Consider the following 25,445-nt stretch of genomic DNA (forward strand, 5'->3'; position numbering starts at 1 on the left):
GCTCAGTGGCCGTACCAGGGAAGTCCTCTGCCCGCACGTTCCGGGACCGTCGCGAGGCCGGAAGGGTGCTCGCCGCGATGCTGGCCGGGGGCGGCATCGGTTCGGACGTCGTAGTGCTCGGTCTGGCCAGGGGTGGGGTGCCGGTCGGTGCGGAGGTCGCCGCGGTTCTGCACGCGGCGGTGGACGTGTTCGTGGTGCGCAAGCTCGGGGTGCCGCGGTGGCCGGAACTCGCGATGGGGGCGATCGCCGGTGGCGAGATCGTCGTCAACGAGGACGTCTTGAGCCGCTTCGGTACGAGTGGCGCCGAGCTCGACGCCGTCGTCGCCGCCGAGACCGACGAGTTGCGCAGACGGGAGTTGGCCTACCGCGGGAACGTCCCACCGATCGCCTTGGCGGCGCGGACGGTGGTCCTGGTCGACGACGGGATCGCGACCGGCGCCAGCATGATCGCCGCGATCCGGGCCGTGCGGACGGCCGATCCGCGCCGGGTGATCGTGGCCGCGCCGGTCGGTCCGCGCGGCGTCCGGCAGCGACTCCTAGAGGAAGCCGACGACGTGGTGATCGCGACCCTGCCGCGGCGCTTCGACGCCGTCGGCCAGGTGTTCGCCGACTTTCGGCAAGTCACCGACGAGGAGGTGCGGGAGGCCCTGCGCCGCTAGTCGGCCTTGTCCTGCCGGGCCTGCTCGTCGGAGTTCTCGACGCCGACCGAGGTGGTCTCGGCGTCGTCGGCCGGGGGTGCGTCGGTGGCCTCGGGCTCGGCGTGGGCCTCCGGCTCGGCGTGGATCTCCGGCTCGGCGTGGATCTCGGGCTCGCCATCGACCTCGGGCTCGCCATGCGCCTCGGACTTCTCGGTGGTCTCGGATTCGCCGACGGTCTCGCTCGGCTCGTCCGGATAGTCCTCGGTGACCTGGGATTCGGTCACGGTCGGGATGGCCTGGGTCTCGTCCTCTTGGGTCTCGGAACCAGCGACCGGTTCGCCACCGCGGCGCTCCCGCAGTGCGTCGATGATCAGCAGCAACACACCGATCACGCTGGCGCCGATGCACACCCAGGCGATGAGCTCGTTGCTGGTGACCACGGCGGTCACCAGCGCCGCGAGGCCGATGACGGCAAGGACTAGCGCAACGATCAGCATCAGTCAGCCGGTCAGTTGTTTCCTCGGTTGAACTGATTGAACCCGCCGCCATCGTTGTTGGCGGTGGAGTCGACCGGCGCCGCCGAGCCACGCTGGCCGAGCTCTTCGAGCTGGGACTCCAGGTAGGTCTTGAGCCGCGTGCGGTATTCGCGCTCGAAGGTCCGCAGCTGCTCCAGACGCCCCTCGAGCACGGTGCGCTGCTGGTTGATGGTGCCCATGATCTCGGAGTGCTTACGCTCGGCGTCGGCCTGCAGGGCGTCGGCCTTCTCCTGGGCCTGCCTCAGCTGGGTCTCGGAGCGGGTGGTCGCGTCGGTGAGCATGGCCTCGGCGCGGGCCTTGGCCTCCGACACGGTGGTCTCGGCGGTCTGCCGGGCCTCGCTGATCATGGCATCGGCCTGGGCGCGGGCGTCGGCGAGCATCTTGTCGGCCTCCGCCTTGGCGGTACCGGTCAGACGGTCGGCGGTGTCCTGCGCCAAGCCAAGGATCTTCGCAGCCCTGACGTGGGAGTCCTCGCTTACCGGAGCGGCGGGTTGCTGCGGCGCCTCGTAGACCGGCTGGGGCGCGGGCTCGGGCTCCGGCTCGGGCTGCTGGTACTGCGGGATGGACTGCGTCGCCTGTACGCCGCTGCCGGAGCGCGCGCTGGCAAGGTCCTGATCGAGTTCGGCGACCCGCTGACGGAGGTCGGCGTTCTCCTCGATGAGCCGGGTCAGCTCGTTCTCGACCAAGTCGAGGAAGGCATCGACCTCGTCTTCGTTGTAGCCACGCTTGCCGATCGGCGGCTTGCTGAACGCGACGTTATGGACGTCGGCTGGTGTAAGCGGCATCGTCTGCCCCCTTGAGGTCTGGACCGTCAACCGGTGTCAAAGTGTAAGGCCATGCGGGAAGTAACTGGCGTCCATCCTGTCACAGTAGACCCGGCGGTTGCGGTCGAGGTCCAGAAATAAGAGCGAATTTCAAAGTCAGAGCGCATGTCGAGGCGCCCTAACGATCCGCTCTCACCGACTACCGGCTACTGGCTCCACGCCAGTTCCATGCCGATGAACGCGGCGAGCAACAGCACCATGATCGACAGGTCGAAGCGCACCGCACCAATCGTGAGCTGGGGAATGATGCGACGCAGCAGCTTCACCGGCGGATCGGTGACCGTCATGATGACTTCGAGGACCACCACCATGAAGCCGCGGGGATGCCAATCCCGGCTGAAAGACCGGACGAACTCCACGACCACCCGAGCGATCAGCAGGAGCCAGAAGGCGAACAGCACGAAGCCCAGGATCGAAAAGAACAGGGACAACTGCGCGACCTCACTCCAGCGATTTCGAGACATCGAGTACGGCGAGTCGGATGGGACTCGAAGCTCTCCCAGCCTACCCGTGCCGCCTCGCGCCGCCCGGGGTCGTGGGCACGGTCACTGGTAGGCGTAGAAGCCCGCCTCGGCGATCCGCTTGCGCTCGTCGGCGGTGACGTCGACGTCTGCCGGCGACAGCAGGAACACCTTGGTCGCGACCTTGTCGAACGAGCCGCGCAGCGCGAACGCCAGGCCGGCCGCGAAGTCGACCAACCGCTTGGCGTCGGCGTTGTCCATCGACACCAGATCCATGATCACCGGGGTGCCGTCGCGGAAGCGCTCGCCGATGGTGCGGGCTTCGCTGTAGTCCTTGGGGCGCAGCGTGGTGATCTTCGCCAGCGGGCTGCCCTCCTCGAAGAGTGCCGCCATCCGGCGCGGCTCCATGGCGACCGCACCATTGGTGGCGCCACGCAGGGTGTTGAACCGCGGGCGCTCGAACTCGCGGCGGCCACGGAAGGCCGGCTCGTCCAGGTATCCACCGCGGTAACCCGCTGGCGCACCGACCATTTCGCGTTCGAAGTCCCGACCACCGACGCGGTCCATGCGGTCGTCGTAACCGCGGCCTTCGGGAGCGCGGGCGTAGCCCTCGTCCTCGAAGCGCTCCTCGCGGGGCCGACGCGGGTAGGCGCCGCGCGGCGTGCGCTCCTCGTCGTCGTAGTACTCGTCGTCGTAATCGTCCATCGGCGCCATACCAAAGTAGGCCTTGACCTTATGCAGTGTGCTCATCGGAGACCCTTCTGATGACGAAATGCTCTGTTGTCTGTGATGAAGATGTGACTGGAGTGACTACTCAGGGTGACGTTAGAGGACGTTGTCCCATAAGCGCGGTACCGACACGCACACACGTGGAGCCGTGTTGCACCGCCGTCTCGAGGTCTGCGGACATGCCCGCCGAGAGACCGAGTCGGTGCTGATAGGAAGCCTGTACCCGATTCAGCTCACCCTCCAAACGCGCGAACGACGCCTCGGCGTCGGCGTGCAGCGGCGGGATGGCCATCAGGCCGACGAAGTCCAGCCCCGCGGTCGAGTCGGCCAGCGCGCACAGCTCGTCCACGAGGTCCGGTCGATTCACGTCGACACCCCCGCGGGACGGATCACCGTCCAGGCTCAGCTGCAGGTACACGCGCAGCGGCTCGGCCCGGCGCCCCTGCTCCAAGGCATCGGCGGCGGCGCGACCCAGCGCCGTGACTAGCGCGGCACCATCGACCGAGTGCGCGGCGTACGCCCAGCTGGCGACTGCCTTGGCCTTCTTGCGCTGGATGCTGCCGATCATGTGCCAGCGCACCGGCACGTCGGGCATCTCCAGCGCCAGTCCGGCAACCTTCTTCGAGGCTTCCTGTTCGCGGGATTCGCCAAATGCCCGGCAGCCCAGGCGAACCAGCTCGACGACGTCGGACAGCGGGAAGAACTTGGTCACCGGCAGCAATTCGACGTCCGCGGGATCGCGCCCGGCGGCAGCGGCAGCGGCCTCGACCCTGGCGGTCAGGACGGCCAGCGCCTCGGCGAGTTCGGCGGCGCGGGTGTCGGTCATTCCATCCACACCAGGGAGGCCAGCCGACCGGTGGGCGCGCCGCGGCGATGGCTGAACAGGTTGGCGTCCTCGACCGTGCAGCGCGGGTCGACGGCGATCGCCGTGACGCCCAATTCGGTGAGCTGACGGGCGATTCCGGAACGCAGGTCCAGTCCGGCGGTCCCCCGCGTCGTGGTGGTCCGGCTGCCGGGGACGGCCGCCTCCACCTCGGCGGCCATCGCGTCGGGCACCTCGTAGTTGCGTCCGCTCACGGCCGGTCCCAGCAGCACCGAGACGTCCTCGACGTGCGCACCGTGGGCAACCATGGCCTCGACCGCCCGCTTGACGATTCCCTTCTGAGCGCCGACCCGGCCAGCGTGCACCGCGGCGACGACGCCGGCGCGCGCGTCCGACATCAACACCGGCACGCAGTCGGCGGTCACCACTGCAAGCGCCAATCGCGGTGTGGCCGTAACCAATCCGTCGCAGTCGTCGATGGCATCGCAGGGACCGCTCACGGCCTCGACCCGATCGGAGTGCACCTGGTTCATCCACACGATGCCGTCGTCACCGAGGCCGATCGCGGCGGTCAACCGAGCGCGGTTGGCCGCGACCGCGGCGGGATCGTCGCCCACGTGGTCACCGAGGTTGAACGTGTCGAACGGCGGGACCGAGGCTCCGCCGGCGCGGGTGGTGGTCACCCGTCGAATTCGAAAGGTCACGGGTTACCAGTATTCCCTCCGGAGGTCGAACCCCCGGATCAGTGCCGCATGAACGGCGGCACGTCGACGTCGTCGTCATCGTCGCCGCCTCCACCGATGCTGACCGTCGCACCGTTGGTGTGCAGCGGAACGCTGGTCGGATCGATCGACTCGAACGCCGACGACGTCACCTTGCCCGCCCGGCCCGGCGTGATGCCTTGGGTCGACGTGCCGACGACCGGCTTGCGGCTGGGGCCCGCGGAGTCGAAGCCGGCGGCGATGACGGTCACGCGGACCTCGTCGCCGAGGGAGTCGTCGATCACCGTGCCGAAGATGATGTTGGCGTCGGGATGTGCGGCGTCCTGCACCAGCGAGGCGGCCTCGTTGATCTCGAACAGGCCGAGGTCGCTGCCGCCGGCGACCGACAGCAGCACGCCGAGCGCACCCTCCATCGAGGCCTCGAGCAGCGGCGAGTTGATCGCCGTCTCGGCGGCCTTGAGCGCCCGGCCGTCACCGCGTGCCGAGCCGATGCCCATCAGCGCGGTGCCCGCGCCGGACATCACGCCCTTGACGTCGGCGAAGTCGACGTTGATCAGACCGGGTGTGGTGATCAAGTCGGTGATGCCCTGCACGCCGTTGAGCAAGACCTCGTCGGCGCTGCGGAACGCGTCCATCAACGAGACGGCGGCGTCGCCCATCTGCAGCAGCCGGTCGTTGGGGATCACGATGAGTGTGTCGCAGCTCTCGCGCAGCGCCGCGATGCCGGATTCGGCCTGGTTGGAACGGCGCTTGCCCTCGAAGGAGAACGGGCGCGTCACCACGCCGACGGTCAGCGCGCCGAGCTTGCGGGCGATGGTCGCCACGACCGGCGCGCCACCGGTGCCGGTGCCGCCGCCCTCGCCTGCGGTGACGAACACCATGTCGGCGCCGCGGAGCAGCTCCTCGATGTCGTCCTTGGCATCCTCGGCGGCCTTGCGCCCGACCTCGGGGTCGGCGCCGGCGCCGAGTCCGCGGGTGGAGTCACGCCCGACGTCGAGCTTGACGTCGGCGTCGCTCATCAACAACGCCTGCGCGTCGGTGTTGATGGCGATGAACTCGACGCCCTTCAGGCCTTGCTCGATCATCCGGTTGACGGCGTTGACGCCGCCGCCACCGATGCCGACCACCTTTATTACAGCGAGATAGTTGTGCGGGGGTGTCATCGGTAGTCTTCCTCCTGGGCCAACCCTCAACCTCAACCATAGGCTTAGAGTTATGTCAAGTAGTTTCGCGCAAACAGAACGGTAGGGCGAGCACGCGAGGTAAGCGCGCAGGCGCGCCGAACACGCCGCGCAATTTTCCGACCGCGAGTTATTTCACCGTCGGCAGATCGGGACTGGACACGTCGTAGGTGGTGCCCGGCTGCGTCAGCAGCGCACCCAGCTTCAGCGCCTTCTCGTCGGTGCGGTCGGTGGTCCCCCAGATCACCTGCCGCCCGTCGTTCAGCGTCAGCGTGATCGCCGCCACCGAGGGTGCCGCGATGCGGCTGACCTGGCTGGCGACCTCGGGCCGCAGCGCGGTCAACACCTGCAACGCCGCCAGCGTGGGTAGATCCCTCGGGCCGGGCGTGTCGGCGTCCAGGTACGGCAGCCCAGGTGGGGGCGGCGCGGTCGCGAAGTCGACGCCGTCGCGGTCGAACAGATGCGGCCCGTCCGGATAGTCCTTGACCACCAGGGGAATTCGCTCGACGATCGTGATCCGCAGCGTCGACGGGTACTCCCGCTGCACCCGGGCGCTGGCCACCCGGCGGATGGTGGCGACGCGTTCGGCCACCGCGTCGGTGTCGATCTGCAGCAGCGGCGTGTCCGGTGCCACCGCGGCGGCCTGTTCCACCTCGTCTTGGGTGAGGGTGACCAGGCCGGTGATCTCCGTGACGCGCGCCGACATGATCGGCGTGAAGTACAGCAGCAGCCCGGCGCCGACCACCAGGACGCTGATCAGTGCCGACCACATCAGCGCCTTCAGTCCGCGAATCAGCCCGCGCGCGGGCGGTTTCGGCTCCTCGGCGGGGCGGCCGGTGACGCGGCGCTTGGCCTCGCGCCTGGCGTTCTCGATGGCGATCGCGCGTTCCTGCGCCGCCCGGCGCTCCTCGCGCTCGCGCCTGGCGCGCCGGCGCGGTCCTTCCCAGTCGACCTCCTCGCCGGCCGGCTCCCCCGCGGGACGTGCGGTGGCGAGCTCCTCGGTGACCGGCGCATCGGCATCGGGTGTCGGGCCGGCGGGTGCCTGGGTGGCGGTTGGCTCGTCGACCGCGGGCTCGGATCCGCCGGCGGGCCCGGTCGGCTCGTCGATCGGCCCGGTCACGACGGTCGCGCCCCCGGCGCGTCCCGGCCGGCCCGCTCCTGCACCGCAGCCAGGATCTCCCTGCCGAGCAGTGTGACGTCCCCCGCTCCCATCGTCACGACGACGTCGCCAGGCCGCGCCGACACCGCCACCAGGTCCGCGAGCGCGGAGAAGTCGGGAACGTACTTCACGGGCACGTCGACGTGCTCGGCGATGCTCGCGCCGCTGACCCCGGCGATGGGCTGCTCCCGCGCGGCGTAGACGTCGAGCACGAAGACTTCGTCGGCCAGTCCGAGGGCCTGGCCGAATTCGCGGGCGAAGGTCTGGGTTCGCGAATAGAGGTGCGGCTGGAACACCACGATGGAGCGGCCATGCCCGGCTACGTCCCGCACCGCCTCGAGCGTGGCGTGCACCTCGGTCGGATGGTGGGCGTAGTCGTCGAAGACCCGCACGCCTGCGCTGGTGCCCACCGCCTCGAACCGGCGCCGGACACCCTCGAACGAGGCCAGCCCGTCGAGCACGGTCACCGCGTCCGCTCCGGCCTGCACCGCGGCCAGCAGCGCGCCGAGCGCGTTGAGCGCCATGTGCCTGCCCGGTACGGCCAACCGCATGCCCCGCGGCTGCGATTCGCCAGCGAGCTGCACGGTGGCGACGCTGCCGGTACCCTGCTGCTCCCAATCCACCAGCGCGCCTTCGAGATCCGCGTCCGGCCCGGCGCCGTCGAGGCTGCCGTAGCGCAGCACGCGGATGCCGTTCGCGGCAGCGCGGTCGGCCAGCGCGGCCGCGCCGGGGTCGTCGACGCACACCACCAGGGCGCCGCCGGGCCGCAACCGCGCCGCGAACTGGTCGAACACCGCCGCGTAGGCCTCGGCGCTGCCGAAGAAGTCGAGGTGATCGGCCTCGATGTTGGTGACCACGGCGATGTCGGGGGTGTACTCGAGCAGCGAGCCGTCGCTCTCGTCGGCCTCGGCCACGAAGCACGCCCCGCTGCCGTGGTGGGCGTTGGTGCCCGCCTCGCCGAGATCGCCACCGACGGCGAACGACGGGTCGAAGCCGCTGCGCTGCAAGGCCACGATGACCATCGAGGTGGTCGTCGTCTTGCCGTGCGTGCCGGTCACCATCACCGTGGTGTAGCCGTCCATCAGGCTGGCCAGCACCTCGGGTCGCAGGATGACGGGGATGCCCCTGCGCTGCGCCTCCACCAGTTCGGGGTTGTCCTTGGGGATGGCCGCGTGCGTGCTGACGACCGCGGTCGGCCCGCCGGGCAGCATGTCCAGGGCCGACGCGTCGTGCCCGATGCGCACCTGCGCACCGCGCGCCCGCAGCGCCGCAACGCCGCGCGACTCCTTGGCATCCGATCCCGACACCTGACCGCCGCGGTCGAGCAGGATGCGGGCGATACCGGACATCCCGGCGCCACCGATGCCGACCATGTGCACGCGCTGCAGACGCGCCGGCAACTCCCTGCCGCTCATCGCGTCCGCTCCCGCTGCTGCTGCTCGGCGACCTCCAGGGCGACCTCGGCGACGCGGCGCGCGGCGTCGCGGTGCCCGGCCAGCGCGGCCGCCGTCGTCATCTCCGACAGCTGGTCGGGATCACTCAGCAGCACCCGTACGGTCTCGGCGATGAACGCCGACGTCAGATCGGAGTCCGCGACCAGCAGACCGCCGCCAGCACCGACGACGGGCAGCGCGTTGAGTCGCTGCTCGCCGTTGCCGATCGGCAGCGGCACGTACACGGCGGGCAGGCCGACGGCCGTCACCTCCGCGACGGTCATGGCCCCGGACCGGCAGATCGCCAGATCGGCGGCGGCGTAGGCAAGATCCATCCGACTCAGATAGGGCACCGCCACGTAGGGCGGGTCCCCGGGAGCCGGCGCGCGCAGGTCGAGCGTGTTCTTGGGCCCGTGGGCGTGCAAGACCGCGATGCCCGCCGCGGCAAGGTCGGCGGCGGCCCCGGCGACCGCCCGGTTGAGCGACTGCGCGCCCTGTGAGCCGCCGAACACCAGCAGCACCCGGTCGTCGTCGGCGAACCCGAAGTGCGCACGCGCCTCGGCCCGCAGCGCGGCCCGGTCGAGTGAGGTGATGGACTCGCGGACCGGCACGCCGACGACCTCGACCCTCGGCAGCCCGGGATCCGGCACCGCCGAGAGCACCCGCTGCGCCGACCGGGATCCGACCCGGTTCGCCCAGCCCGCGCTCGCGTTGGCCTCGTGGATCACCACGGGGACCCGGCGCCGGCCCAAGGCGCCACCACGCGCGGCGAGGTAAGCCGGCAGCGCGACGTACCCGCCGAAGCCGATCACGACGTCGGCGTGGACGTCGTCCAGGATGGCGCGGGTCTGCCGAACCGCCGTGCGCACCCGCAGCGGCAACCGGAACAGGTCACCCGAGGGTTTGCGTGGCAGCGGAACGGGCGTGATGAGCTCGAGGTGGTAGCCACGTTCGGGCACCAGTCGCGTCTCGAGTCCCCGGTGGGTGCCCAGCGCGGTGACCCGGACTCCCGGGTCGAGCGCGACGAGCGCGTCGGCCACGGCCATCGCGGGCTCGATGTGCCCCGCCGTACCGCCACCTGCGAGGACCACGGACATGCTCACCCGTAACGCTGACCTTCCAATGGGCGAGCCCGCCGGCTCGGTTGACGCTGACGGGCTCCATGATGCCCTGCGGCCCTGGCGGTCCGGTCGGCCGGTTCCACGGTGCCGCGTCTGCGATCGTCGGCGGGTTTGCGAGCCGGCTTCGCCCTGGCCTTCGCATTCGCCTTCGCAGCAGCCTTCGCAGCAGCCTTGGAACTGGCCTTCGCCGCCTTCGAACCGGCCTTGGGCTTGGGGGCGGGCTTCGGCTTGGCGGCCGCGGCCTCCTTCTGCTTGGTCTTGAGCCTGTCGCGGGCGGACTCCAGCCGGGTCGGGACGTAGGGCTCGGGCAACGGCAGCCGCAGCAGGCGGTTGACCCGGTCCTCGCGGCCGGCGCGCAGCGCGGCCACCGCGTCCGGTTCGTGCCGCGCCGCGTTGGTAATGATGCCGAGCATGAACAGCGTGGTCGCCGTGGCCGTTCCGCCCGCCGAGATCAGCGGCAGCTGCAGGCCCGTGATGGGCAACAGGCCCACCACGTAGCCAACGTTGATGAACGCCTGACCGATGACCCACAGCGTCGTCGCGGCGGTCAGCAGGCGCAGGAAGGGATCGGCGGACCGCTTGGCGATTCGCATGCCGGTGTAGGCGAACAATCCGAACAGGCCCAGCAGGCCGACGGCCCCGACCAGGCCGAGCTCCTCGCCGATGATCGCGAAGATGAAGTCGTTGTGGGCGTTGGGCAGATAGTTCCACTTGGCGGTGCCCTGCCCGAGTCCGTCGCCGAAGACGCCGCCGTTGGCCAGTGCGTAGCGGGCCTGGCGGGCCTGGTAGCCCGAGCCCTGCATGTCGGCGCTGGGGTCCAGCCAGGACTGCACGCGGTCGGAGCGGTAACCCTCGGACATCGCCAGGATGCCCGCGGCCACGACGACGGCGGCCAGCGAGCTGACGAAGACCCGCAGCGGCAGTCCGGCGTACCAGAGCAGACCGAGCAGGATGATGCCGAGCGAGACGGTCTGGCCGAGGTCGGGCTGCAGCACGATGAGCAGCAGCGCGATGAACGCTCCTGGCACCAGCGGGATGAGCATCTCGCGGACCGATGCCCGCTCCATGCGGCGGGCGGCCAGCAGGTGCGCACCCCAGATCGCGAAGGCGATCTTGGCCAGCTCCGAGGGCTGCATGGAGAAACCGGCGACGACGAACCAGCCGCGCGAGCCATTGGAGAGCTTTCCGATGCCGGGGATCAGCACCAGGACCAGCATCACGATGGTGATGGCGAAACCGGGGAACGCCAGCCGCCGCATCAGGCTGACCGGGATCCGCAACGCCACGTAGAAGGCGCCAAGTCCGACGATCGTCCAGAGCACCTGCTTGGCGAAGATCGCCCACGGCGAGCCGTCCTCGTCGTAGGAGTGCACGCCAGACGCCGACAGCACCATGATCAGGCCGAGCGTGACCAGCAGCGCCGCGACGGCGATGACGAGGTGGAACGAGGTCATCGGCCGGCTCAGCCAGACGCCGAAACGGGTCCGCGGGGCCGCCGGAGCCGCAGCGGCGACCGTGCCGTCGCTCGCCGGGTGTTTGCTGCGCCGCAGCCGGGCGAAGAGCTGGCTCACCGTCGGCTACCGACGACCTTGATCACATATGTCACATTTGCAACATCAGACTCGTTTGTCCCTCGCACCCCAGAATCCTCCCCCGCCATGGGCCCGGCAACGAGGACATCCGGGGCGTGTCGCGGGAATGAACCGGGCGCCCCGGCTTGGGCTACCCGCCGACCGAGGCCAGCCACTCGCCGTAGAACAGGGCGACGCCCAGTCCGCAGGCGATGGCCGTGAGCAGCCAGAATCTGATGATCACAGTGGTCTCGGCCCAGCCGACCAGCTCGAAGTGGTGGTGAAACGGCGCCATCCGGAAGACGCGGCGCCCGGTGGTGCGGAAGGCGAGGATCTGCACCACCACCGAGGTCACCTCGGCGACGAACAGGGCGCCGAGGACCACGGCCAGCATCTCGGTTCGGCTGGTGACCGACAGCCCGGCGATCACGCCGCCCAGCGCCAGCGAACCCGTGTCGCCCATGAAGATCTTGGCAGGAGCGGCGTTCCACCACAGGAAGCCGATGCACGCCCCCGCCGTGGCCGCCGCGACGAGCGCGAGGTCCAGCGGGTCCCTGACGTTGTAACAGCCCAGCCCGGGGCTGGATGCGCAGGCGTTGCGGAATTGCCAGAACGTGATGATCACGTAGGCCGCCGTCACCATGGCCATCGCGCCGGCGGCCAGGCCGTCCAGTCCGTCGGTGAAGTTGACCGCGTTCGACCACGCGCTGACGACGATGACGCAGAAGAGCACGAACACCGCGGGCGCGAGCGTCACGGTCGCGATCTCACGGACGTAGGACAACTCCGCGCTGCCGGGAGTCAGTCCGTCGTCATTGCGGAACTGCAGGACGAGCACGCCGAACAGCACGGCGGCGACGAGTTGGCCGACGGTCTTGGCGGTCTTGTTCAGCCCGAGATTGCGGGCCCGCCGAATCTTGATGAGGTCGTCGATGAAGCCGACCGCGCCCAGTGCGGTGGCCAGCCCCAGCACCAGCAGCCCCGACGCCGAAGGGCCCTCACCGTCGAGCGCCAGGCCCACCAGGTGGGTGCCGAGGTAACCGGCCCAGATGCCCGCCAGGATGGCGACGCCGCCCATCGACGGCGTACCGCGCTTCTTCTGATGGCTCTGCGGGCCGTCCTCGCGGATCTCGTGGCCGAAGCCGCGCCGGGTGAACAGCCGGATCAGGGCCGGCGTCAGCAGAATCGACACCGTCAGCGCGATTCCGACGGCGATGAGTATCTGCCTCATCCGGTCTCACCGGCCAGGGCGTCGGCCAGGGCAGCGAGGCCGGCCGACTTCGACGCCTTCACCAAGACCACGTCTCCTGGCAGCAATTCGTCACGCAGCAACTCCAGCGCGGCGTCGGGGTCGGCGACCATGGTGGATTCACTGCCCCACGACCCCTCCATCACTGCACCGTGATGCATGGCGCTCATTGATCTCCCGGTTCCGACGACGATCAGTCGAGACACATCTAAGCGCACCGCCAGTCGACCGATGCTGTCATGCTCGGCGATCGCGTCGTCGCCGAGTTCGGCCATCTCACCGAGCACGGCCCAGCTCCTGCGCCGGCCGGACCCCGCATCGCCCCCGCTCCTGGCCATCCAGGCCAGGGCCTTGAGCCCGGCCCGCATCGAGTCGGGGTTGGCGTTGTAGGCGTCGTTGATGACGGTGACGCCGTCCGCTCGGGTGCCGACCTGCATCCGGTTGCGCGACACCGGGCCCGCCGCCGCGAGGGCCGCGGCCACCTGGTCCAGGCGCGCACCGCACTGCAGCGCGACGGCGGCCGCGCACAGCGCGTTGGACACCTGGTGGTCGCCGTGCACCGCGAGCGCCACGTCGATCTCGTCGTCCCCGGCGTGCAGGGTGAAGCGGGCGCGGGCGAGGTCGTCGAGGACGACGCCGTCGGCCCAGAGGTCCAGACCGGGTGAGCGACCGACGCGGACCACCCGGGCGGCGGTCTGCTCGGCCATCGCGGCCACCTTCGCGTCGTCGGCATTGAGGACGACCACCCCGGACGCCGGAACCGATTGCGGCAGTTCGGCCTTCGTGGCGGCGATGGCTTCGCGCGAACCGAACTCACCGAGATGGGCGGTGCCGACGTTGAGCACGACCGCGATGGACGGCGTCGCTATCCTTGCCAGCGCGGCGATGTTGCCGGGATGGCGCGCCGACATCTCCAGGATGAGGTAGTCGGTCTCGGTGGTGGCCCGCAGCACGGTCCACGGATGGCCGAGTTCGTTGTTGAACGAGCCGGGCGGGGCGACCACCTCACCGAGCGGCGCCAGCACGGCTGCCAGCAGGTCCTTCGTCGAGGTCTTGCCCGAGGAGCCAGTGACGCCGACGATGACCAGTCCCCCGGCGACCAGTTCGGCGGCGACCGCGGCCGCCAGCTTGGCCAGCGCCTGCAGCACCGCGGCTCCCGACCCGTCGACGTCGTGTTCGAGCACCCCGGCACCGGCATCGGCGGGTGCGTCCACCGGCGGCACCACGATCGCGGGCACGCCGACCGGGCGCGCCGCCAACACGGCGACCGCACCGGCGGCCACCGCGCCCGCGGCGAAGTCGTGTCCGTCGGAGTGCGCGCCGGGCAGCGCCAGGAACAGCCCGCCGTGGGTGACGGCGCGCGAGTCGAACTCGACGGTGCCCGTGACGCGCGTGGCCTCGGCCTCGGCCGGGGAGACGTCGGCGAGCTCACCGCCGACGATGCGGGCGATCTGGGCCAGCGACAGCTCGATCACGACGACGCTCCAAGGACTCGCAGCGCGCGAGCCAGCTCGTCGCGGTCGTCGAACGGCCGGGTCTGCCCCTGGCTGGTCTGGCCGGCTTCGTGCCCCTTACCCGCGACCAGCACGACGTCCCCGCCCCTGGCCCACGCGACGGCGTGGTCGATGGCAGCGCGCCGGTCGCCGATCTCGACCACCTCGGCGGGACCGGTCGCCCCCGCCACGATCGCGGCTCTGATGGCGGCGGGGTCCTCGTCGCGCGGATTGTCGTCGGTGACGACGACGAGGTCGGCCAGCTCGGCGGCCGTCTGGCCCATCGGCGCCCGCTTGCCCTGGTCCCGGTTGCCCCCGGCGCCGAACACCACCGCCAACCGGCCGGAGGTCTGTGCCCGCAGCGTCTCCAGCACCGCGCGCAGCGCGCCCGGCTTGTGCGCGTAGTCGACGAGCGCCAAGAAGTCCTGGCCGCAGTCGATGGGCTGCAACCGGCCGGGCACCGATGCCGTCCGCAAACCCGGTGCGGCCTGTTCGGGTGACACGCCGACCGCATCCAGCAGCGCCGTCGCCAGCAGCGCGTTGGCCACGTTGTAATGCCCGGGCAGTGCGACGCGCAGCCGGTGGTGCACACCCGCCGGGTCGACGGCGACGAAGTCCTGAGCGCCACTGCCGTGCGCCTCGACCGCCTCGATCCGCCAGTCGGCGTCGCCTCCCGACACGCTCACGGTCACGGGGTTCTCGGCCCGAGCGGCGATCGTGCGGCCGCCGTCGTCGTCGATGCAGATCACCGAGACGTCCGCATGGGTCGAGGACTGCGGATCGAACAGCCTCGCCTTGGCGTCCAGGTAGTCCTCCATCGTCGGGTGGAAGTCCAGGTGGTCGCGCGACAGGTTGGTGAACCCCCCGACCGCGAAGTGCACGGCGTCGACCCGGCCGAGGGTCAGCGCGTGGCTGGAGACCTCCATCACCACGGTGTCGATGCCGCGCTCGAGCATCACCGCGAACAGCGCCTGCAGGTCGGGAGCCTCCGGCGTGGTCAGCGCGCTGGGTTCGTCGCGCCCGTCGATGCGGATGCCGACCGTGCCGATCAACCCGGCCTTGCGATCGGCCGCGCGCAGGCCGGCCTCGACCAGGTGGGTGGTGGTGGTCTTGCCGGAGGTTCCTGTTACGCCGATGACGCGCAGGTGCCTGGACGGATGGCCGTAGACGGCGGCCGCGAGCTCGCCGAGCACCGCGCGCGGGGACGGGTGGACCAGCACCGGGACCGTGACCTGCTCGCCCATCACCTCGACGCCGGCCTCGTCGGTGAGGACCGCGATGGCACCGAGGCGCACGGCGTCGGCCGCGTAGCGCGCCCCGTGCGACGACGCTCCGGGCAGGGCGGCGAACAGGTCCCCAGGCTGGGCATCCTGGCCGCGCAGCGTGACGCCGGTGACCCTGGCGTGTGCCGAACCGCGGCCCGACAGCGGAATCGCCTGTACGCGTTCGGCCAATGCGGCAAGGCCTTCACCGACGGGGCTCGAGGGACGCAAGTTCATGGCCATGACACCCTACCGGCCGCCCGCCGGACTCCCTTCCCGCTCAGCCCTGCAGGACCAGCGGCGGACCCGGATCCGGCGACAGCGGCACGTTCTCGCGCTGCAGCAGCCACGCCGCCAGGTTGTGCACCAGCGGCGCGGCAGTGGTACCCGGCGATCCGTCGGCCGTGCGGTGCGGGTTGTCCATCATCACGCCGACCACGTAGCGCGGATCGTCGGACGGGACCATCGCGGCGAAGGTGATCCAGTAGACGTCGTCGAAGTAGCAGCCGCAGGCCGGGTTGATCTGCTGCGCCGTGCCGGTCTTGCCGGCCAGCTGGTAGCCCTCGACCGCCGCACCCGAACCCGTGCCTTGCTGAACGCCGGTCGGATCGTGCTGGATCGTGGCGCGCAACATGTTGCGTACCGTCCGTGCGGTCTCCGGGGAGACCACCCGCACGCCCTCGGGCCGCGGTTCGTCGACGCGGGTGCCGTCGGCGGCGATGGTGGACTTGATGATGCGCGGCGGGATGCGCAACCCGTCGTTGGCGACGGCCTGGTACATGCCGGTCATCTGCAAGAGGGTCATCGAAAGCCCCTGTCCGATGGGCAGGTTGGCGAACGAGCTGCCCGACCACTGATCGATCGGCGGCACCAGGCCCGAGCTCTCGCCCGGCAGACCGACGCCGGTGCGCTGCCCAAGCCCGAACTTTGCGGCCATGTCGGCCCAGCGCTCCTGGCCGACCCGCTGGGCCAACATCAGGGTGCCGACGTTGGAGGACTTCCCGAACACGCCGGTGGTCGTATAGGGCATCACGCCGTGCGACCAGGCGTCGTGCACCGTGACGCCACCCATGTCGATGGAGCCTGGCACCGACAGCACCTCGTCGGGGTTGGTGAGGCCGAACTCGATCGCCGACGACGCGGTGATGATCTTGTTCACCGAGCCGGGTTCGAACGGCGAGGACACCGCCAGATTGCCGAGCTCGCGATCCTGCTGCCTGCCGATGTCCTGGCTTGGATCGAAGGTGTTGTCGTTCGACATCGCCAGCACCTCGCCGGTCTTCGCGTCGAGCACGACGGCCGAGACGTTCTTGGCACCGGAGAGGTTCTTGGCCTGCTGCACCTGCTGCTGGACGTAGAACTGGATGTCGTCGTCGAGGGTCAACTGAACCGTCGAGCCGTCGACCGCGTCGTGGCGGTTGCGGTAACTGCCGGGGATCACCACGCCGTCGGAGCCGCGGTCGTAGGTGACCGATCCGTCGGTGCCGGCCAGCTTGGAGTCGAGCGAGTCCTCGAGGCCGAGCAGTCCGTGTCCGTCCCAGTCGATGCCGCCGACGATGTTGGCGGCCAGGGACCCGCCCGGGTACTGACGGATGTCCTGGCGCTCCGCACCCACCTCCGGGTACTTCGTGGTGATGGCGTCGGAGATCGCCGGGTCGACCGCGCGGGCGAGGTAGACGAAGGAATCCTTGCTCGAGATCTTCTTGTAGAGGGTGTCGGCGTCGGGCTTGTCGTTGAGCAGACCGGCCACGCCCTTGGCGATCTCGCGCAGCCGCTTGATGGGGTCCGGCGCATCGGGCGACTTGGCCTGGGCGTCGACCAGCTGCTTCTGGATCTTGCTGGGCTGGAACGTCAATGCCCGCGCCTCGGTGGTGAAGGCCAGCTTGTCACCGGTGCGGTCGACGATGCTGCCGCGGATGGCCTTCTCGACATCGGTGACCTTGAGCTGGCTGGCCGCCTCCGCGCGCAGACCCGCCGCGCGCGGCACCTGGAGCACGAACAGCTGCCCGGCCGCGACCATCAGCACCAGCAGGATCACCAGGTTGCCGAACCGGTGCCGGAAGGCAAACGAGGAGCTGCTCGGCGCCTCGTCGGTGACCGGTTTGCGGGTCCGCCGCTCGGACGCGGAGTGCGGGGTATCCCGGTTCACGCCGGTGCGCCCGGTGCAGGAACGGCGGCGACGGCCGGCTGGTCGGCGACCGCTGGCGGACCCGGCAGTGCGGGAGCAACGGCCAGTGGGGCGGCCGGAGGCGGTGGAACGTCGACCGGGGCAGGCGCGGCAGGCGCGACGGCCAAGGGTGCGACCGGAGCGCCGGGCACTGCGAGAGCGCCGGGCACCGCGGGAGCGCCGGGCACTGCGGCGGTGGCGGGCACGGGAACCTCCGGGTTGGGAACCGCGGTGGTCAGCGGCGGCAGGTGCACGGTCACCTCTCGCGGGTCGACGACGCGCGGCGCGGGCGGCGGCGGGGGCGGCGGCGGGGTGGGCTCGGGCAGCGGGCTGTTCAGCGGTGGCGGCGGAACCCCCTGAGCCGGCTTGGGCGTCCCGACCACCATCCAGTTGCCCTGGGGGTCCTGCACCAGGTGTGCGGTGTCGCGCGACGGGATCATCCCGAGATTGCGTGCCGCCTCGGCCAGCGCCGGTGCGGCCTGCGCCTCCAGCACGTCACGCTCGAGTCCTTGCTTCTGTTGCTGCAGAGCCTGATTGACCTGGCGCACGCGGCCCAGTTCGTAGGACCGCTCGGCGGCATCGGTGGACAGCCACAGCGTGACGCCCAGACCGATGCCGAGGGCGCCGATCACCAGCACCACGAACGGGACCCGGGTGACGAACCGGCGGGGGTTCAGGTCGATCGAGGACAGCCGGACCAGCAGGCGTTCCCGAAGGGGCGGTCGAATGACCTTGGGCGCCTTGGCCTTGCGGGCCTTGGCCCGCGCCTTGGCCTGAGCGGCGCTCTTCGGCCGCGACGGTATCTCGGTGGGGCGCGGCATCGGGCCGGTATGCGGCCTGGAGTGCTCACGCTGCGGGCGCTGCTCGCGAGTGGACCGGCGACCGCGCGGCGGGGTCTCGGTGGCCCGGCGCTGACCCTTGGGTTCGCGCGGCTTACGCGGCTTGCGCGGCTTACGCAGACGGTCGTCGTCGGGGCGTACCGGTTCTCGTCGCTTGGCCATCACGAACCTTCCTCATCGACGACTCTTTCCAGCGCCCGCAGCCGCACCGACGCACTTCGCGGGTTGGCGCCGATCTCGTCGGGGCCCGCCTTCTCGGCCCCGCGCGTCAGCGACGTGAAGTAGGGCTCGTGTCCGGGAAGCTCCACCGGCAGGCCCGCGGGGGTACGCGAAGCCGTCGCAGCGGCGAACTCCCCCTTGACGATTCGGTCCTCCAGCGACTGGTAGGACATCACGACGATCCGGCCGCCCTGCCGCAGCGCCGCCATGGCTGCCGGGATGGCAGCACGCAGGGACTCGAGCTCACCGTTGACCGCGGTGCGCAGCGCCTGGAAGGTGCGCTTGCCGGGGTGGCCGCCGGTGCGCCGGGCGGGCGCGGGAATCACGTCGTAGAGCACCTCGACGAGTTCGGAGGTCGTCTCGAAAGGCTTGCGGGCCCGACGTTTGACGATCTCGCCGGCGATGCGACTGGCGAAGCGCTCCTCGCCGAATTCCTGCAGCACCCGCGTCAGCGCCCGCTTGTCGTAGGTGTTGAGGATCTCGGCGGCCGTCAGCGGTGCGTCCTGGTCCATCCGCATGTCCAGCGGCGCGTCGTGCGAATAGGAGAAGCCGCGTTCGGCGCGGTCGAGCTGCATGGACGACACGCCGAGGTCGAACAGCACGCCGTCGACGCTGCCGCCGTCGCCCCAGAAGCCGTCGTAGCGGGTGTGCACGTAGGTGACCCGGTCACCGAAGGGGGCCAGCCGTTCGCCGGCGATCGCAAGGGCGGTGCGGTCGCGGTCGAGGCCGACGAGGTGCAGCCCGGGCAGGTCGGTGAGGAAGCGCTCCGCGTGCCCACCGGCGCCCAGGGTGGCATCGACGAGGGTTGCGCCCGACCCGTCGGCGGACCGCCGGGTCAGGGCCGGAGTCAGCAACTCGACGCAGCGGTCGAGGAGGACCGGGTCGTGCGGGTGGTCGTCAGGCATCGCAGCACCCTTGCAGGACGTGGCGGGGTCGGGTGTGACTGCCCCTGCATCGAGGTCCCTGTCCGAGGTGACGGACCTGGCGTTGGGGAAGTACGCCAGGGCCGGTTCGGGCAGAGGCCACGATGCACGGGCAAAGCCGGGCACGGGGGCCGGGTCGACGGCGGGATCAAATGATGTCGCGCAGGGTGTCATCGCTGGCCGCGGAGAAGTTCTCTTCGTGGGTCTGCTGATAGGCCTGCCAAGCTTGGGCGTCCCAGATCTCCAGGTACTCGATCGAGCCGATCACCACGCAGTCCTTGGAGAGATCCGCGTACTGGCGGTGGTCGGCCGACAAGGTGATCCGGCCTTGAGCGTCGGGATGTTGTTCGTCGGTCGCCGCAGCCAGGTACCGCAGGTAGGCACGTGCCTCCGGATTGCTCCGCGATGCCTGCGAAGCCCGTGCTGCGAGCTTCTCGAATTCCGCTCGCGGGTAGACGGCGAGGCTGTGGTCTTGGCTCTTGGTAACCATCAACCCCCCTGCCAGCGCTTCGCGGAACTTGGCGGGCAGCGTGAGCCGCCCCTTGTCGTCGAGCTTGGGCGTGTAGGTACCGAGAAACATCTCGCCACCTCCAGCGTTGCCGCGCTCACGGAGCTTCCGGTCGCTCCGATGCACGCCACATTACCCCACAATCCCCCACTTTGCTCCATTCACCGGCAAAACCATGGGCACGAGCCCCACCCAACACCACTCCGGAGGCATTCGACGGCCGCCGAGCGAGCTCTTGACCGCATGGTTTGTCGAAGAACTGCAGCTAGAAGCCCATGTGGTCGGCGGTGGGGCACGGTGGGGCGCCGGTGGGGCGCGCTCCGGCCAACCGCTCGATCACGGCGTGTCGCAGGGCAAAGAAAAAGGGCAGCTCCCGTGGGAGCTGCCCTGACGTCCTGGCGGACCTCATTCCTCGAACCGGCGGCGGAACCTCTCCTCCATGCGGTCGGAGAACGAGTTGCCGCCCTTGGCCCGTCGCTGTCGCGCGGACCCCGGCTCGGGCAGAGTGCCCTCGCGGCCACCCGCCACCCGTGGACCGGTGATCGCGAACACCACGCCGCCGAACATCACGACGAACCCGATGACGCTGACGATCAGGAAGGCGTGGTTGACGTTGGCGTAGAACGGGACCCCGGCGACGAGGAGACCAAGACCGACCAGGAAGAGCACCGCGCCCTGCAGGCGGCGCCGCGCCGAGGGAGCCCGCAGGTTCCCGCCGCGCACGCTCGAGGCGAACTTGGGATCCTCGGCATAAAGTGCGCTCTCGATCTGGTCGAGCATGCGCTGCTCATGATCGGAGAGTGGCATCCGCGCCTCCCATGTTGCGTCCCTGCTGCGTCCACGAAGTCGCGGCCGTGCGTTCAAAGTACGTACGCCCGCCGTTTGCGGGGCACCCGATGACCATGATACGAGCAGAATCTGACCCGTACCACCTACTTCGAATGCCGATTGTAGTTGGTGGCCCGCCGGTGGCGAGACAGTGCGGGGCTGACCGGATAATGACGTCGACTCGGCACTCGCGCGAAGGGCTCCAAGAGCTTGGCCACGTACCTGATCGACCTGTCACCCGGCGACATGCAACGCCGCCTGGGTGACGCACTCGGCATCTACGTCGACGCGATGCGGTACCCCAGGGGCACCGAGGAACAGCGCGCCTCGATGTGGGTGGAGCACACCCGGCGCCGGGGGTGGTGTGCGGTCGCCGCCGTCGAGGCGCCGGAAGGCTCCGACGGAGATCCGGGCGAACCGCCCCTGACTGCGGCTCCCATGCTCGGCGTGGCCTACGGATACTGCGGTGCGCCCGACCAGTGGTGGCAGCAGCAGGTGGTGCAGGGACTGCAACGCGAAGGCGCCGGACACGCCCGCATCGCGGAGCTCATGACCGACTACTTCGAGCTCACCGAACTGCACATCCACCCAAGCGCACAGGGTCGCGGGCTTGGCGAGGCCCTGGCCCGGCGCCTGCTGGCCGGCCGCGCCGAACCCCACGTCCTGCTGTCGACCCCGGAGATCAACGGCGAGGCCAACCGCGCGTGGCGGCTCTACCGCAGGCTGGGGTTCACCGACGTCATCCGCGACTACCACTTCGCGGGCGATCCACGCCCCTTCGCGATCCTCGGCCGGGAACTGCCGCTGTGACGGCGACATACTCCTCACGCAAGCGCTCGTCGGCGACATACTCCTCACGCAAGCGCTCGTCGGCGACATACTCCTCACACAAGCGCTCGTCGGCGACATACTCCTGGCGCAAGCGCTCGTCGGCGACGGTCTGGCACCATGTCGACGTGCCACACCGCCACAAACGCGTGCTCGCCCTGCTCTTGCTGGTGCTCCTCGCACCGACGATCGCCGGTTGCGTGCGGGTGCGCGCGTCACTGACGGTGTCCCCCGACGACCGCGTGTCGGGGCAGATCGTCGCGGCGGCCAAGCAGCGCAATCCCGACGACAAGGGTCCCCAGCTGCTGAACAACCTGCCGTTCAGCAACAAGGTGTCGGTGTCGTCGTACGCGCGCGACGACTACGTGGGCTCCCAAGCGGTGTTCTCCGACCTCTCGTTCGCCGAACTGCCGCAGCTGGCCAACATGAACAACGACGCCGCTGGCGTCGACATCTCTCTTCGACGCGCCGGGGACCTGGTGATCCTGGAGGGCCGCGCCGACCTGACCACCGTCAACGACCCCGAAGCCGACGTCTCGCTCAACGTGTCGTTCCCGGGTGAGGTGACCTCGACCAACGGGGACCAGGTGGCCTCCGACACCGTCCAGTGGACGCTCAAGCCCGGTGTCGTCAGCACGATGAACGCCCAGGCCCGCTACACCGACCCCAGCGCGCGGTCCTTCACCGGAGCGGCGATCTGGCTTGGCGTCGCGGCGTTCCTGGTGGCCGGAATCATCGGCGGCGTGGCATGGACCAGCCGCGATCGCAGCCCCGTTCTGCCGAGCCCGCCGGATTCCCGCTGACCCCCGCCCCGGGGCGGACTTGCTTGAAACCAGCCCGCACGCTCTAGTCTGAAGGAACTTTGGGTAGCGAAAGGGGCGCGCGCTGAGCGTGGATGCCGCGGCACCGTCAGCCATCGAGTTGGCGAGCGCCGTCACCGAACGACTGCGGTCGTATCTGGGTACGCGTCGACGCGACGCGGCCTACATCGGCGGCGACTACGCCGAGATGACCGAGGCCCTCGAGGAGTTCGTCCTGCGCGGCGGCAAGCGCGTGCGCCCACTGTTCGCCTACTGGGGCTGGCGGGCCGCCGCTCCCCCGGATAGCGCCGCCGACGACGACGTCCTGCTGCTGTTCTCCGCCCTCGAGCTGCTGCACGCCTGCGCGCTGGTGCACGATGACGTCATCGACGCCTCGGCCACTCGCCGCGGGCTGCCGACGGTGCATCGGCTGTTCGCCGACCGGCACCGCGACCGCAACTGGCACGGCTCGTCCGAACAGTTCGGCCTGTCGACGGCGATCCTGCTTGGCGACCTGTCGCTGGTGTGGGCCGACGACATCGTCAACTCCGCCGATCTCCCGCCCGATGCCCACCGCCGCGTGCACCGCGTCTGGGCCGACATCAGGACCGAGGTTCTCGGCGGGCAGTACCTCGACATCGTCGCGGAGGCCAGCGGCGCGGAAACCGTCGAGTCGGCGATGAAGGTCAACACGTACAAGACGGCGTCCTACACGATGGCGCGGCCCCTGCAGCTTGGGGCAGCCGCGGCCGCCGACCGGCCCGACGTGCAGGACACCTTCCATCAGGTCGGCAACGATCTCGGCGTGGCATTCCAGCTGCGCGACGACGTCCTCGGCGTGTTCGGCGACCCCGCGGTCACCGGCAAGCCCTCCGGTGACGACCTGCGGTCGGGCAAGCGCACCGTGCTGCTCGCCGAGGCACTGCAGCGGGCCGACGCGTCGGACGCGTTGGCGGCCAAGCTGTTGCGCGCGTCGATCGGCACCGATCTCGCCGACGACCAGGTGCGCGAACTCTGCCAGGTCATCGAATCGGTGGGGGCGCTCGCCGCCGTCGAGAGCCGCATCGAACTGCTCACCGGCCAGGCCCTGGCGCTGCTCGACGCCGCACCCATCGACGCCGCCGCCAAGGTCGGTCTGGCCGAACTCGCCAGATTGGCGTCGAACCGGTCCGCCTGAGCCGCATGACGACTCCGACCCCAGCCCCGACCGCGGAGCCTCGACCGCGACCCGGCATCGCCAGGCACGTCACCCGGTTGACGACGTTCGCCGCGTCGCAGGACGGGCGTCCCGCACTGCTGGGCTGCCTCGGCGCGGCACTGATCACCGTTGGTGGGCTCGGCGCCGGCAGCACCCGGTTGCACGACCCGCTGCTGGAGTCACTGCAACTGTCCTGGCTGCGGTTCGGCCACGGTCTGGTGGTCTCATCGGTGCTGCTGTGGTGCGGTGTCGCGGCGATGCTGTTCGCCTGGCTGTGGCTGGGCCGCCGCGTCGTCGAGCGCACCGCCAGCCAGTACACGATGCTGGCGACGACGGGGTTCTGGCTGGCGCCGTTGCTGCTGAGCGTGCCGGTGTTCAGTCGCGACACGTACTCCTACCTGGCCCAGGGCGCGCTGCTGCGCGACGGGTTCGACCCCTACGTCGTCGGGCCGATCGAGAACCCGAATTCCCTGCTGGACAACGTGAGTCCGATCTGGACCACCACCACCGCCCCCTACGGGCCGGTGTTCATCCTCGTTGCCAAGTTCGTGACGCTGGTGGTCGGCGACCACGTCATCGAAGGCACCATGCTGCTGCGGCTTTGCATGCTGCCCGGCCTGGTCATGCTGATCTGGGCGGCTCCCAGAATCGCCCGCCACGTCGGCGCGAACGGGCCTGCCGCACTGTGGATCTGCGTACTCAACCCGTTGGTGATCATTCACCTGATGGGCGGGGTGCACAACGAGATGCTGATGGTCGGCCTGATGATGGCAGCCATCGCGCTCACACTCGGCAACCGACCGGTCTGGGGGGTCGGGCTGATCGCCATCGCGGTGGCGGTAAAGGCGACTGCCGGCATCGCGCTGCCCTTCATGGTGTGGATGTGGACGCATCGACTGCGAGACCGTCGCGGCCTGAGCACCACCCGCGCGTTCGGTGTCGCCACGGCCGCCTCGGCGCTGATCTTCGTCGTGGTGTTCGCCGTGGTGTCATGGCTTGCCGGCGTCGGTCTTGGCTGGCTCACCGCGCTCGCCGGTTCGGTCAAGATCATCAACTGGCTCACCGTACCCACCGCCACGGCGAACCTGGTCAACGCGGTCGGTGGCCTGTTGCTTCCGGTGAACTTCTACGCCGTGCTCGACGTCACCAGGATCATCGGCGTCGTGATCATCGCCATCTCGCTTCCGTTGCTGTGGTGGCGTTTCCGGCATGACGACCGGGAGGCGCTGACGGGAATCGCGCTGGCGATGCTCGTCGTGGTCTTGTTCGTCCCCGCGGCGCTGCCCTGGTACTACACCTGGCCGCTGGCCGTGCTGTCCGCGCTGGCGCAGAGCCGGCGGTCGATCGCGCTGATCGCCGGGTTCTCGACCTGGATCATGGTGATCTTCAAACCCGATGGCTCGCATGGGATGTACTCGTGGCTGCACGTGGCGCTGGCCACCGCGTGTGCCGTCGCGGCGTGGTACTCGCTGATGAAGACCGACGGGGCCGACCGGGACGCCGTCGAAGACCCGGTGAGCCAGCCCTAGTAGGCCATCGCCTGGGCGCGGCGCAACACCTCGCGCGCCTGGTGCGAATGCAGCGCGTCGACCGGGCGGGCGTTGGCCTGGGCGTCACCCGAGCCGTCCCGGCTGATCGTCAACGACTCATCCGGGGTGAACAGCCACCGCACGATCTCGGTCTCGCCGTAACCGCCGTCGTGCAGCACCACCAGCAGACCAGGAAGGCTCTTCACGACGTGCCCCTTGGCGTCGAAGAAGATCTTGGGCACCACCAGCACACCGTTGCGGCGCACCCCGATCAGGTGCTTCTGCCGCAGCTGCTGATGCACCCGGGTCACCGGAATGCCGAGGAGGGACGCCACGGTCGGAAGGTCGTATACGGCTTCGTCGGGGTTCAGGACGTCGTCGGCAGCCGGAATGTTGCTCACCGG

At 70.0% G+C, this 25,445-nt stretch carries 25 protein-coding genes; 5 read left to right on the forward strand and 20 right to left on the reverse strand.

Features of this window, described 5'->3' with window-relative positions; all coding sequences use genetic code 11:
• Positions 1-5 precede the first annotated feature (5 nt).
• Entirely contained in the window at positions 6-659 is a 654-nt protein-coding gene (locus tag SBI80_RS26930) for a phosphoribosyltransferase (protein ID WP_318978119.1), read from the forward strand.
• Here the strand turns inward: SBI80_RS26930 and SBI80_RS26935 are convergent.
• The 19 genes from SBI80_RS26935 to SBI80_RS27025 all read right to left on the reverse strand — a co-directional run bounded on the left by SBI80_RS26935 (position 656) and on the right by SBI80_RS27025 (position 20,665).
• A complete protein-coding gene (locus tag SBI80_RS26935; protein ID WP_318978121.1) occupies positions 656-1,135 on the reverse strand; it encodes an ICP22 family protein in 480 nt (159 codons plus the stop codon). The two genes, SBI80_RS26930 and SBI80_RS26935, sit on opposite strands and share 4 nt — an antisense overlap.
• 11 nt (positions 1,136-1,146) lie before the next feature.
• Complete coding sequence (gene wag31 / locus SBI80_RS26940; protein WP_318978123.1) at positions 1,147-1,959, reverse strand: DivIVA-like cell division protein Wag31; 813 nt, start codon at positions 1,957-1,959, stop codon at positions 1,147-1,149.
• A gap of 185 nt (positions 1,960-2,144) precedes the next feature.
• Positions 2,145-2,429, reverse strand: coding sequence for a YggT family protein (locus SBI80_RS26945; protein ID WP_318978124.1), 285 nt, complete (start codon positions 2,427-2,429; stop codon positions 2,145-2,147).
• Between the two features lie 114 nt (positions 2,430-2,543).
• Positions 2,544-3,209 carry a cell division protein SepF gene (locus SBI80_RS26950; protein WP_318978126.1) on the reverse strand — a complete coding sequence of 222 codons (666 nt, stop codon included), beginning with the start codon at positions 3,207-3,209 and terminating at the stop codon, positions 2,544-2,546.
• Positions 3,210-3,273: 64 nt separating this feature from the next.
• Positions 3,274-4,014, reverse strand: coding sequence for a YggS family pyridoxal phosphate-dependent enzyme (locus SBI80_RS26955; protein ID WP_318978128.1), 741 nt, complete (start codon positions 4,012-4,014; stop codon positions 3,274-3,276).
• Complete coding sequence (gene pgeF, locus SBI80_RS26960) at positions 4,011-4,715, reverse strand: peptidoglycan editing factor PgeF (RefSeq protein ID WP_318978129.1); 705 nt, start codon at positions 4,713-4,715, stop codon at positions 4,011-4,013. Before pgeF ends, SBI80_RS26955 begins: the two co-directional genes overlap by 4 nt.
• Before the next feature lie 38 nt (positions 4,716-4,753).
• Positions 4,754-5,896: a cell division protein FtsZ gene (ftsZ, locus tag SBI80_RS26965; protein ID WP_318978131.1), complete on the reverse strand. Its 1,143-nt coding sequence runs from the start codon at positions 5,894-5,896 to the stop codon at positions 4,754-4,756.
• A gap of 148 nt (positions 5,897-6,044) precedes the next feature.
• On the reverse strand, positions 6,045-7,034 hold the full coding sequence (locus SBI80_RS26970) for a cell division protein FtsQ/DivIB (protein ID WP_318978132.1): 990 nt from the start codon (positions 7,032-7,034) through the stop codon (positions 6,045-6,047).
• Complete coding sequence (gene murC / locus SBI80_RS26975; protein WP_318978133.1) at positions 7,031-8,488, reverse strand: UDP-N-acetylmuramate--L-alanine ligase; 1,458 nt, start codon at positions 8,486-8,488, stop codon at positions 7,031-7,033. The genes SBI80_RS26970 and murC overlap by 4 nt, the downstream gene beginning before the upstream one ends.
• A complete protein-coding gene (murG, locus tag SBI80_RS26980; protein ID WP_318978173.1) occupies positions 8,485-9,603 on the reverse strand; it encodes an undecaprenyldiphospho-muramoylpentapeptide beta-N-acetylglucosaminyltransferase in 1,119 nt (372 codons plus the stop codon). The genes murC and murG overlap by 4 nt, the downstream gene beginning before the upstream one ends.
• Before the next feature lie 2 nt (positions 9,604-9,605).
• Entirely contained in the window at positions 9,606-11,198 is a 1,593-nt protein-coding gene (gene ftsW / locus SBI80_RS26985; RefSeq protein ID WP_318978134.1) for a putative lipid II flippase FtsW, read from the reverse strand.
• A 151-nt stretch (positions 11,199-11,349) separates the two neighbouring features.
• Positions 11,350-12,429 (reverse strand): phospho-N-acetylmuramoyl-pentapeptide-transferase, encoded by a 1,080-nt coding sequence (gene mraY, locus SBI80_RS26990; RefSeq protein ID WP_318978135.1) that lies wholly within the window; start codon positions 12,427-12,429, stop codon positions 11,350-11,352.
• The gene (locus SBI80_RS26995) at positions 12,426-13,922 is read right to left on the reverse strand and encodes a UDP-N-acetylmuramoyl-tripeptide--D-alanyl-D-alanine ligase (protein ID WP_318978136.1); all 1,497 of its coding nucleotides are present in this window, start codon (positions 13,920-13,922) and stop codon (positions 12,426-12,428) included. Before SBI80_RS26995 ends, mraY begins: the two co-directional genes overlap by 4 nt.
• The gene (locus SBI80_RS27000; RefSeq protein WP_318978137.1) at positions 13,919-15,439 is read right to left on the reverse strand and encodes a UDP-N-acetylmuramoyl-L-alanyl-D-glutamate--2,6-diaminopimelate ligase; all 1,521 of its coding nucleotides are present in this window, start codon (positions 15,437-15,439) and stop codon (positions 13,919-13,921) included. The genes SBI80_RS26995 and SBI80_RS27000 overlap by 4 nt, the downstream gene beginning before the upstream one ends.
• A 43-nt stretch (positions 15,440-15,482) precedes the next feature.
• Positions 15,483-17,351, reverse strand: a complete 1,869-nt coding sequence (locus tag SBI80_RS27005; RefSeq protein ID WP_318978138.1) for a peptidoglycan D,D-transpeptidase FtsI family protein — start codon at positions 17,349-17,351, stop codon at positions 15,483-15,485.
• Positions 17,348-18,370, reverse strand: a complete 1,023-nt coding sequence (ftsL, locus tag SBI80_RS27010) for a cell division protein FtsL (protein WP_413232823.1) — start codon at positions 18,368-18,370, stop codon at positions 17,348-17,350. The genes SBI80_RS27005 and ftsL overlap by 4 nt, the downstream gene beginning before the upstream one ends.
• On the reverse strand, positions 18,370-19,524 hold the full coding sequence (gene rsmH / locus SBI80_RS27015; RefSeq protein WP_413232824.1) for a 16S rRNA (cytosine(1402)-N(4))-methyltransferase RsmH: 1,155 nt from the start codon (positions 19,522-19,524) through the stop codon (positions 18,370-18,372). Before rsmH ends, ftsL begins: the two co-directional genes overlap by 1 nt.
• A complete protein-coding gene (gene mraZ / locus SBI80_RS27020) occupies positions 19,499-19,930 on the reverse strand; it encodes a division/cell wall cluster transcriptional repressor MraZ (protein WP_318978141.1) in 432 nt (143 codons plus the stop codon). Before mraZ ends, rsmH begins: the two co-directional genes overlap by 26 nt.
• 333 nt (positions 19,931-20,263) lie before the next feature.
• Positions 20,264-20,665 carry an SCO2097 family morphological protein gene (locus SBI80_RS27025; RefSeq protein WP_318978143.1) on the reverse strand — a complete coding sequence of 134 codons (402 nt, stop codon included), beginning with the start codon at positions 20,663-20,665 and terminating at the stop codon, positions 20,264-20,266.
• Positions 20,666-20,896: 231 nt separating this feature from the next.
• Here SBI80_RS27025 and SBI80_RS27030 point away from each other — a divergent pair, with 231 nt between their 5' ends.
• The 4 genes from SBI80_RS27030 to SBI80_RS27045 all read left to right on the forward strand — a co-directional run bounded on the left by SBI80_RS27030 (position 20,897) and on the right by SBI80_RS27045 (position 25,041).
• Positions 20,897-21,496 (forward strand): GNAT family N-acetyltransferase, encoded by a 600-nt coding sequence (locus tag SBI80_RS27030; RefSeq protein ID WP_318978144.1) that lies wholly within the window; start codon positions 20,897-20,899, stop codon positions 21,494-21,496.
• A gap of 146 nt (positions 21,497-21,642) precedes the next feature.
• Positions 21,643-22,317: an LppM family (lipo)protein gene (locus SBI80_RS27035; protein ID WP_318978145.1), complete on the forward strand. Its 675-nt coding sequence runs from the start codon at positions 21,643-21,645 to the stop codon at positions 22,315-22,317.
• 88 nt (positions 22,318-22,405) lie between these two features.
• Positions 22,406-23,491 (forward strand): bifunctional (2E,6E)-farnesyl/geranyl diphosphate synthase, encoded by a 1,086-nt coding sequence (gene idsA2, locus SBI80_RS27040; RefSeq protein WP_318978146.1) that lies wholly within the window; start codon positions 22,406-22,408, stop codon positions 23,489-23,491.
• A gap of 5 nt (positions 23,492-23,496) precedes the next feature.
• Complete coding sequence (locus SBI80_RS27045) at positions 23,497-25,041, forward strand: alpha-(1->6)-mannopyranosyltransferase A (protein ID WP_413232825.1); 1,545 nt, start codon at positions 23,497-23,499, stop codon at positions 25,039-25,041.
• Here SBI80_RS27045 and SBI80_RS27050 read toward each other — a convergent pair.
• Complete coding sequence (locus tag SBI80_RS27050) at positions 25,038-25,442, reverse strand: Rv2175c family DNA-binding protein (RefSeq protein ID WP_318978147.1); 405 nt, start codon at positions 25,440-25,442, stop codon at positions 25,038-25,040. The two genes, SBI80_RS27045 and SBI80_RS27050, sit on opposite strands and share 4 nt — an antisense overlap.
• Positions 25,443-25,445: the final 3 nt, after the last annotated feature.

It is taken from the genome of Mycolicibacterium sichuanense (genome assembly GCF_033741125.1).
In the GTDB taxonomy this organism is placed as follows: Bacteria; Actinomycetota; Actinomycetes; order Mycobacteriales; family Mycobacteriaceae; genus Mycobacterium.

Bases quoted from the DNA above. Each gene is read 5' to 3' on its own strand.
- wag31 (WP_318978123.1), bottom strand. From the start codon at position 1,959: ATGCCGCTTACACCAGCCGACGTCCATAACGTCGCGTTCAGCAAGCCG.
- murG (WP_318978173.1), bottom strand. From the start codon at position 9,603: ATGTCCGTGGTCCTCGCAGGTGGCGGTACGGCGGGGCACATCGAGCCC.
- SBI80_RS27000 (WP_318978137.1), bottom strand. From the start codon at position 15,439: ATGAACTTGCGTCCCTCGAGCCCCGTCGGTGAAGGCCTTGCCGCATTG.
- mraZ (WP_318978141.1), bottom strand. From the start codon at position 19,930: ATGTTTCTCGGTACCTACACGCCCAAGCTCGACGACAAGGGGCGGCTC.
- SBI80_RS27045 (WP_413232825.1), top strand. From the start codon at position 23,497: ATGACGACTCCGACCCCAGCCCCGACCGCGGAGCCTCGACCGCGACCC.
- ftsZ (WP_318978131.1), bottom strand. From the start codon at position 5,896: ATGACACCCCCGCACAACTATCTCGCTGTAATAAAGGTGGTCGGCATC.
- ftsL (WP_413232823.1), bottom strand. From the start codon at position 18,370: ATGGCCAAGCGACGAGAACCGGTACGCCCCGACGACGACCGTCTGCGT.
- SBI80_RS26955 (WP_318978128.1), bottom strand. From the start codon at position 4,014: ATGACCGACACCCGCGCCGCCGAACTCGCCGAGGCGCTGGCCGTCCTG.
- SBI80_RS27025 (WP_318978143.1), bottom strand. From the start codon at position 20,665: ATGCCACTCTCCGATCATGAGCAGCGCATGCTCGACCAGATCGAGAGC.
- rsmH (WP_413232824.1), bottom strand. From the start codon at position 19,524: ATGACACCCTGCGCGACATCATTTGATCCCGCCGTCGACCCGGCCCCC.
- murC (WP_318978133.1), bottom strand. From the start codon at position 8,488: ATGAGCGGCAGGGAGTTGCCGGCGCGTCTGCAGCGCGTGCACATGGTC.
- SBI80_RS26950 (WP_318978126.1), bottom strand. From the start codon at position 3,209: ATGAGCACACTGCATAAGGTCAAGGCCTACTTTGGTATGGCGCCGATG.
- SBI80_RS26935 (WP_318978121.1), bottom strand. From the start codon at position 1,135: ATGCTGATCGTTGCGCTAGTCCTTGCCGTCATCGGCCTCGCGGCGCTG.
- mraY (WP_318978135.1), bottom strand. From the start codon at position 12,429: ATGAGGCAGATACTCATCGCCGTCGGAATCGCGCTGACGGTGTCGATT.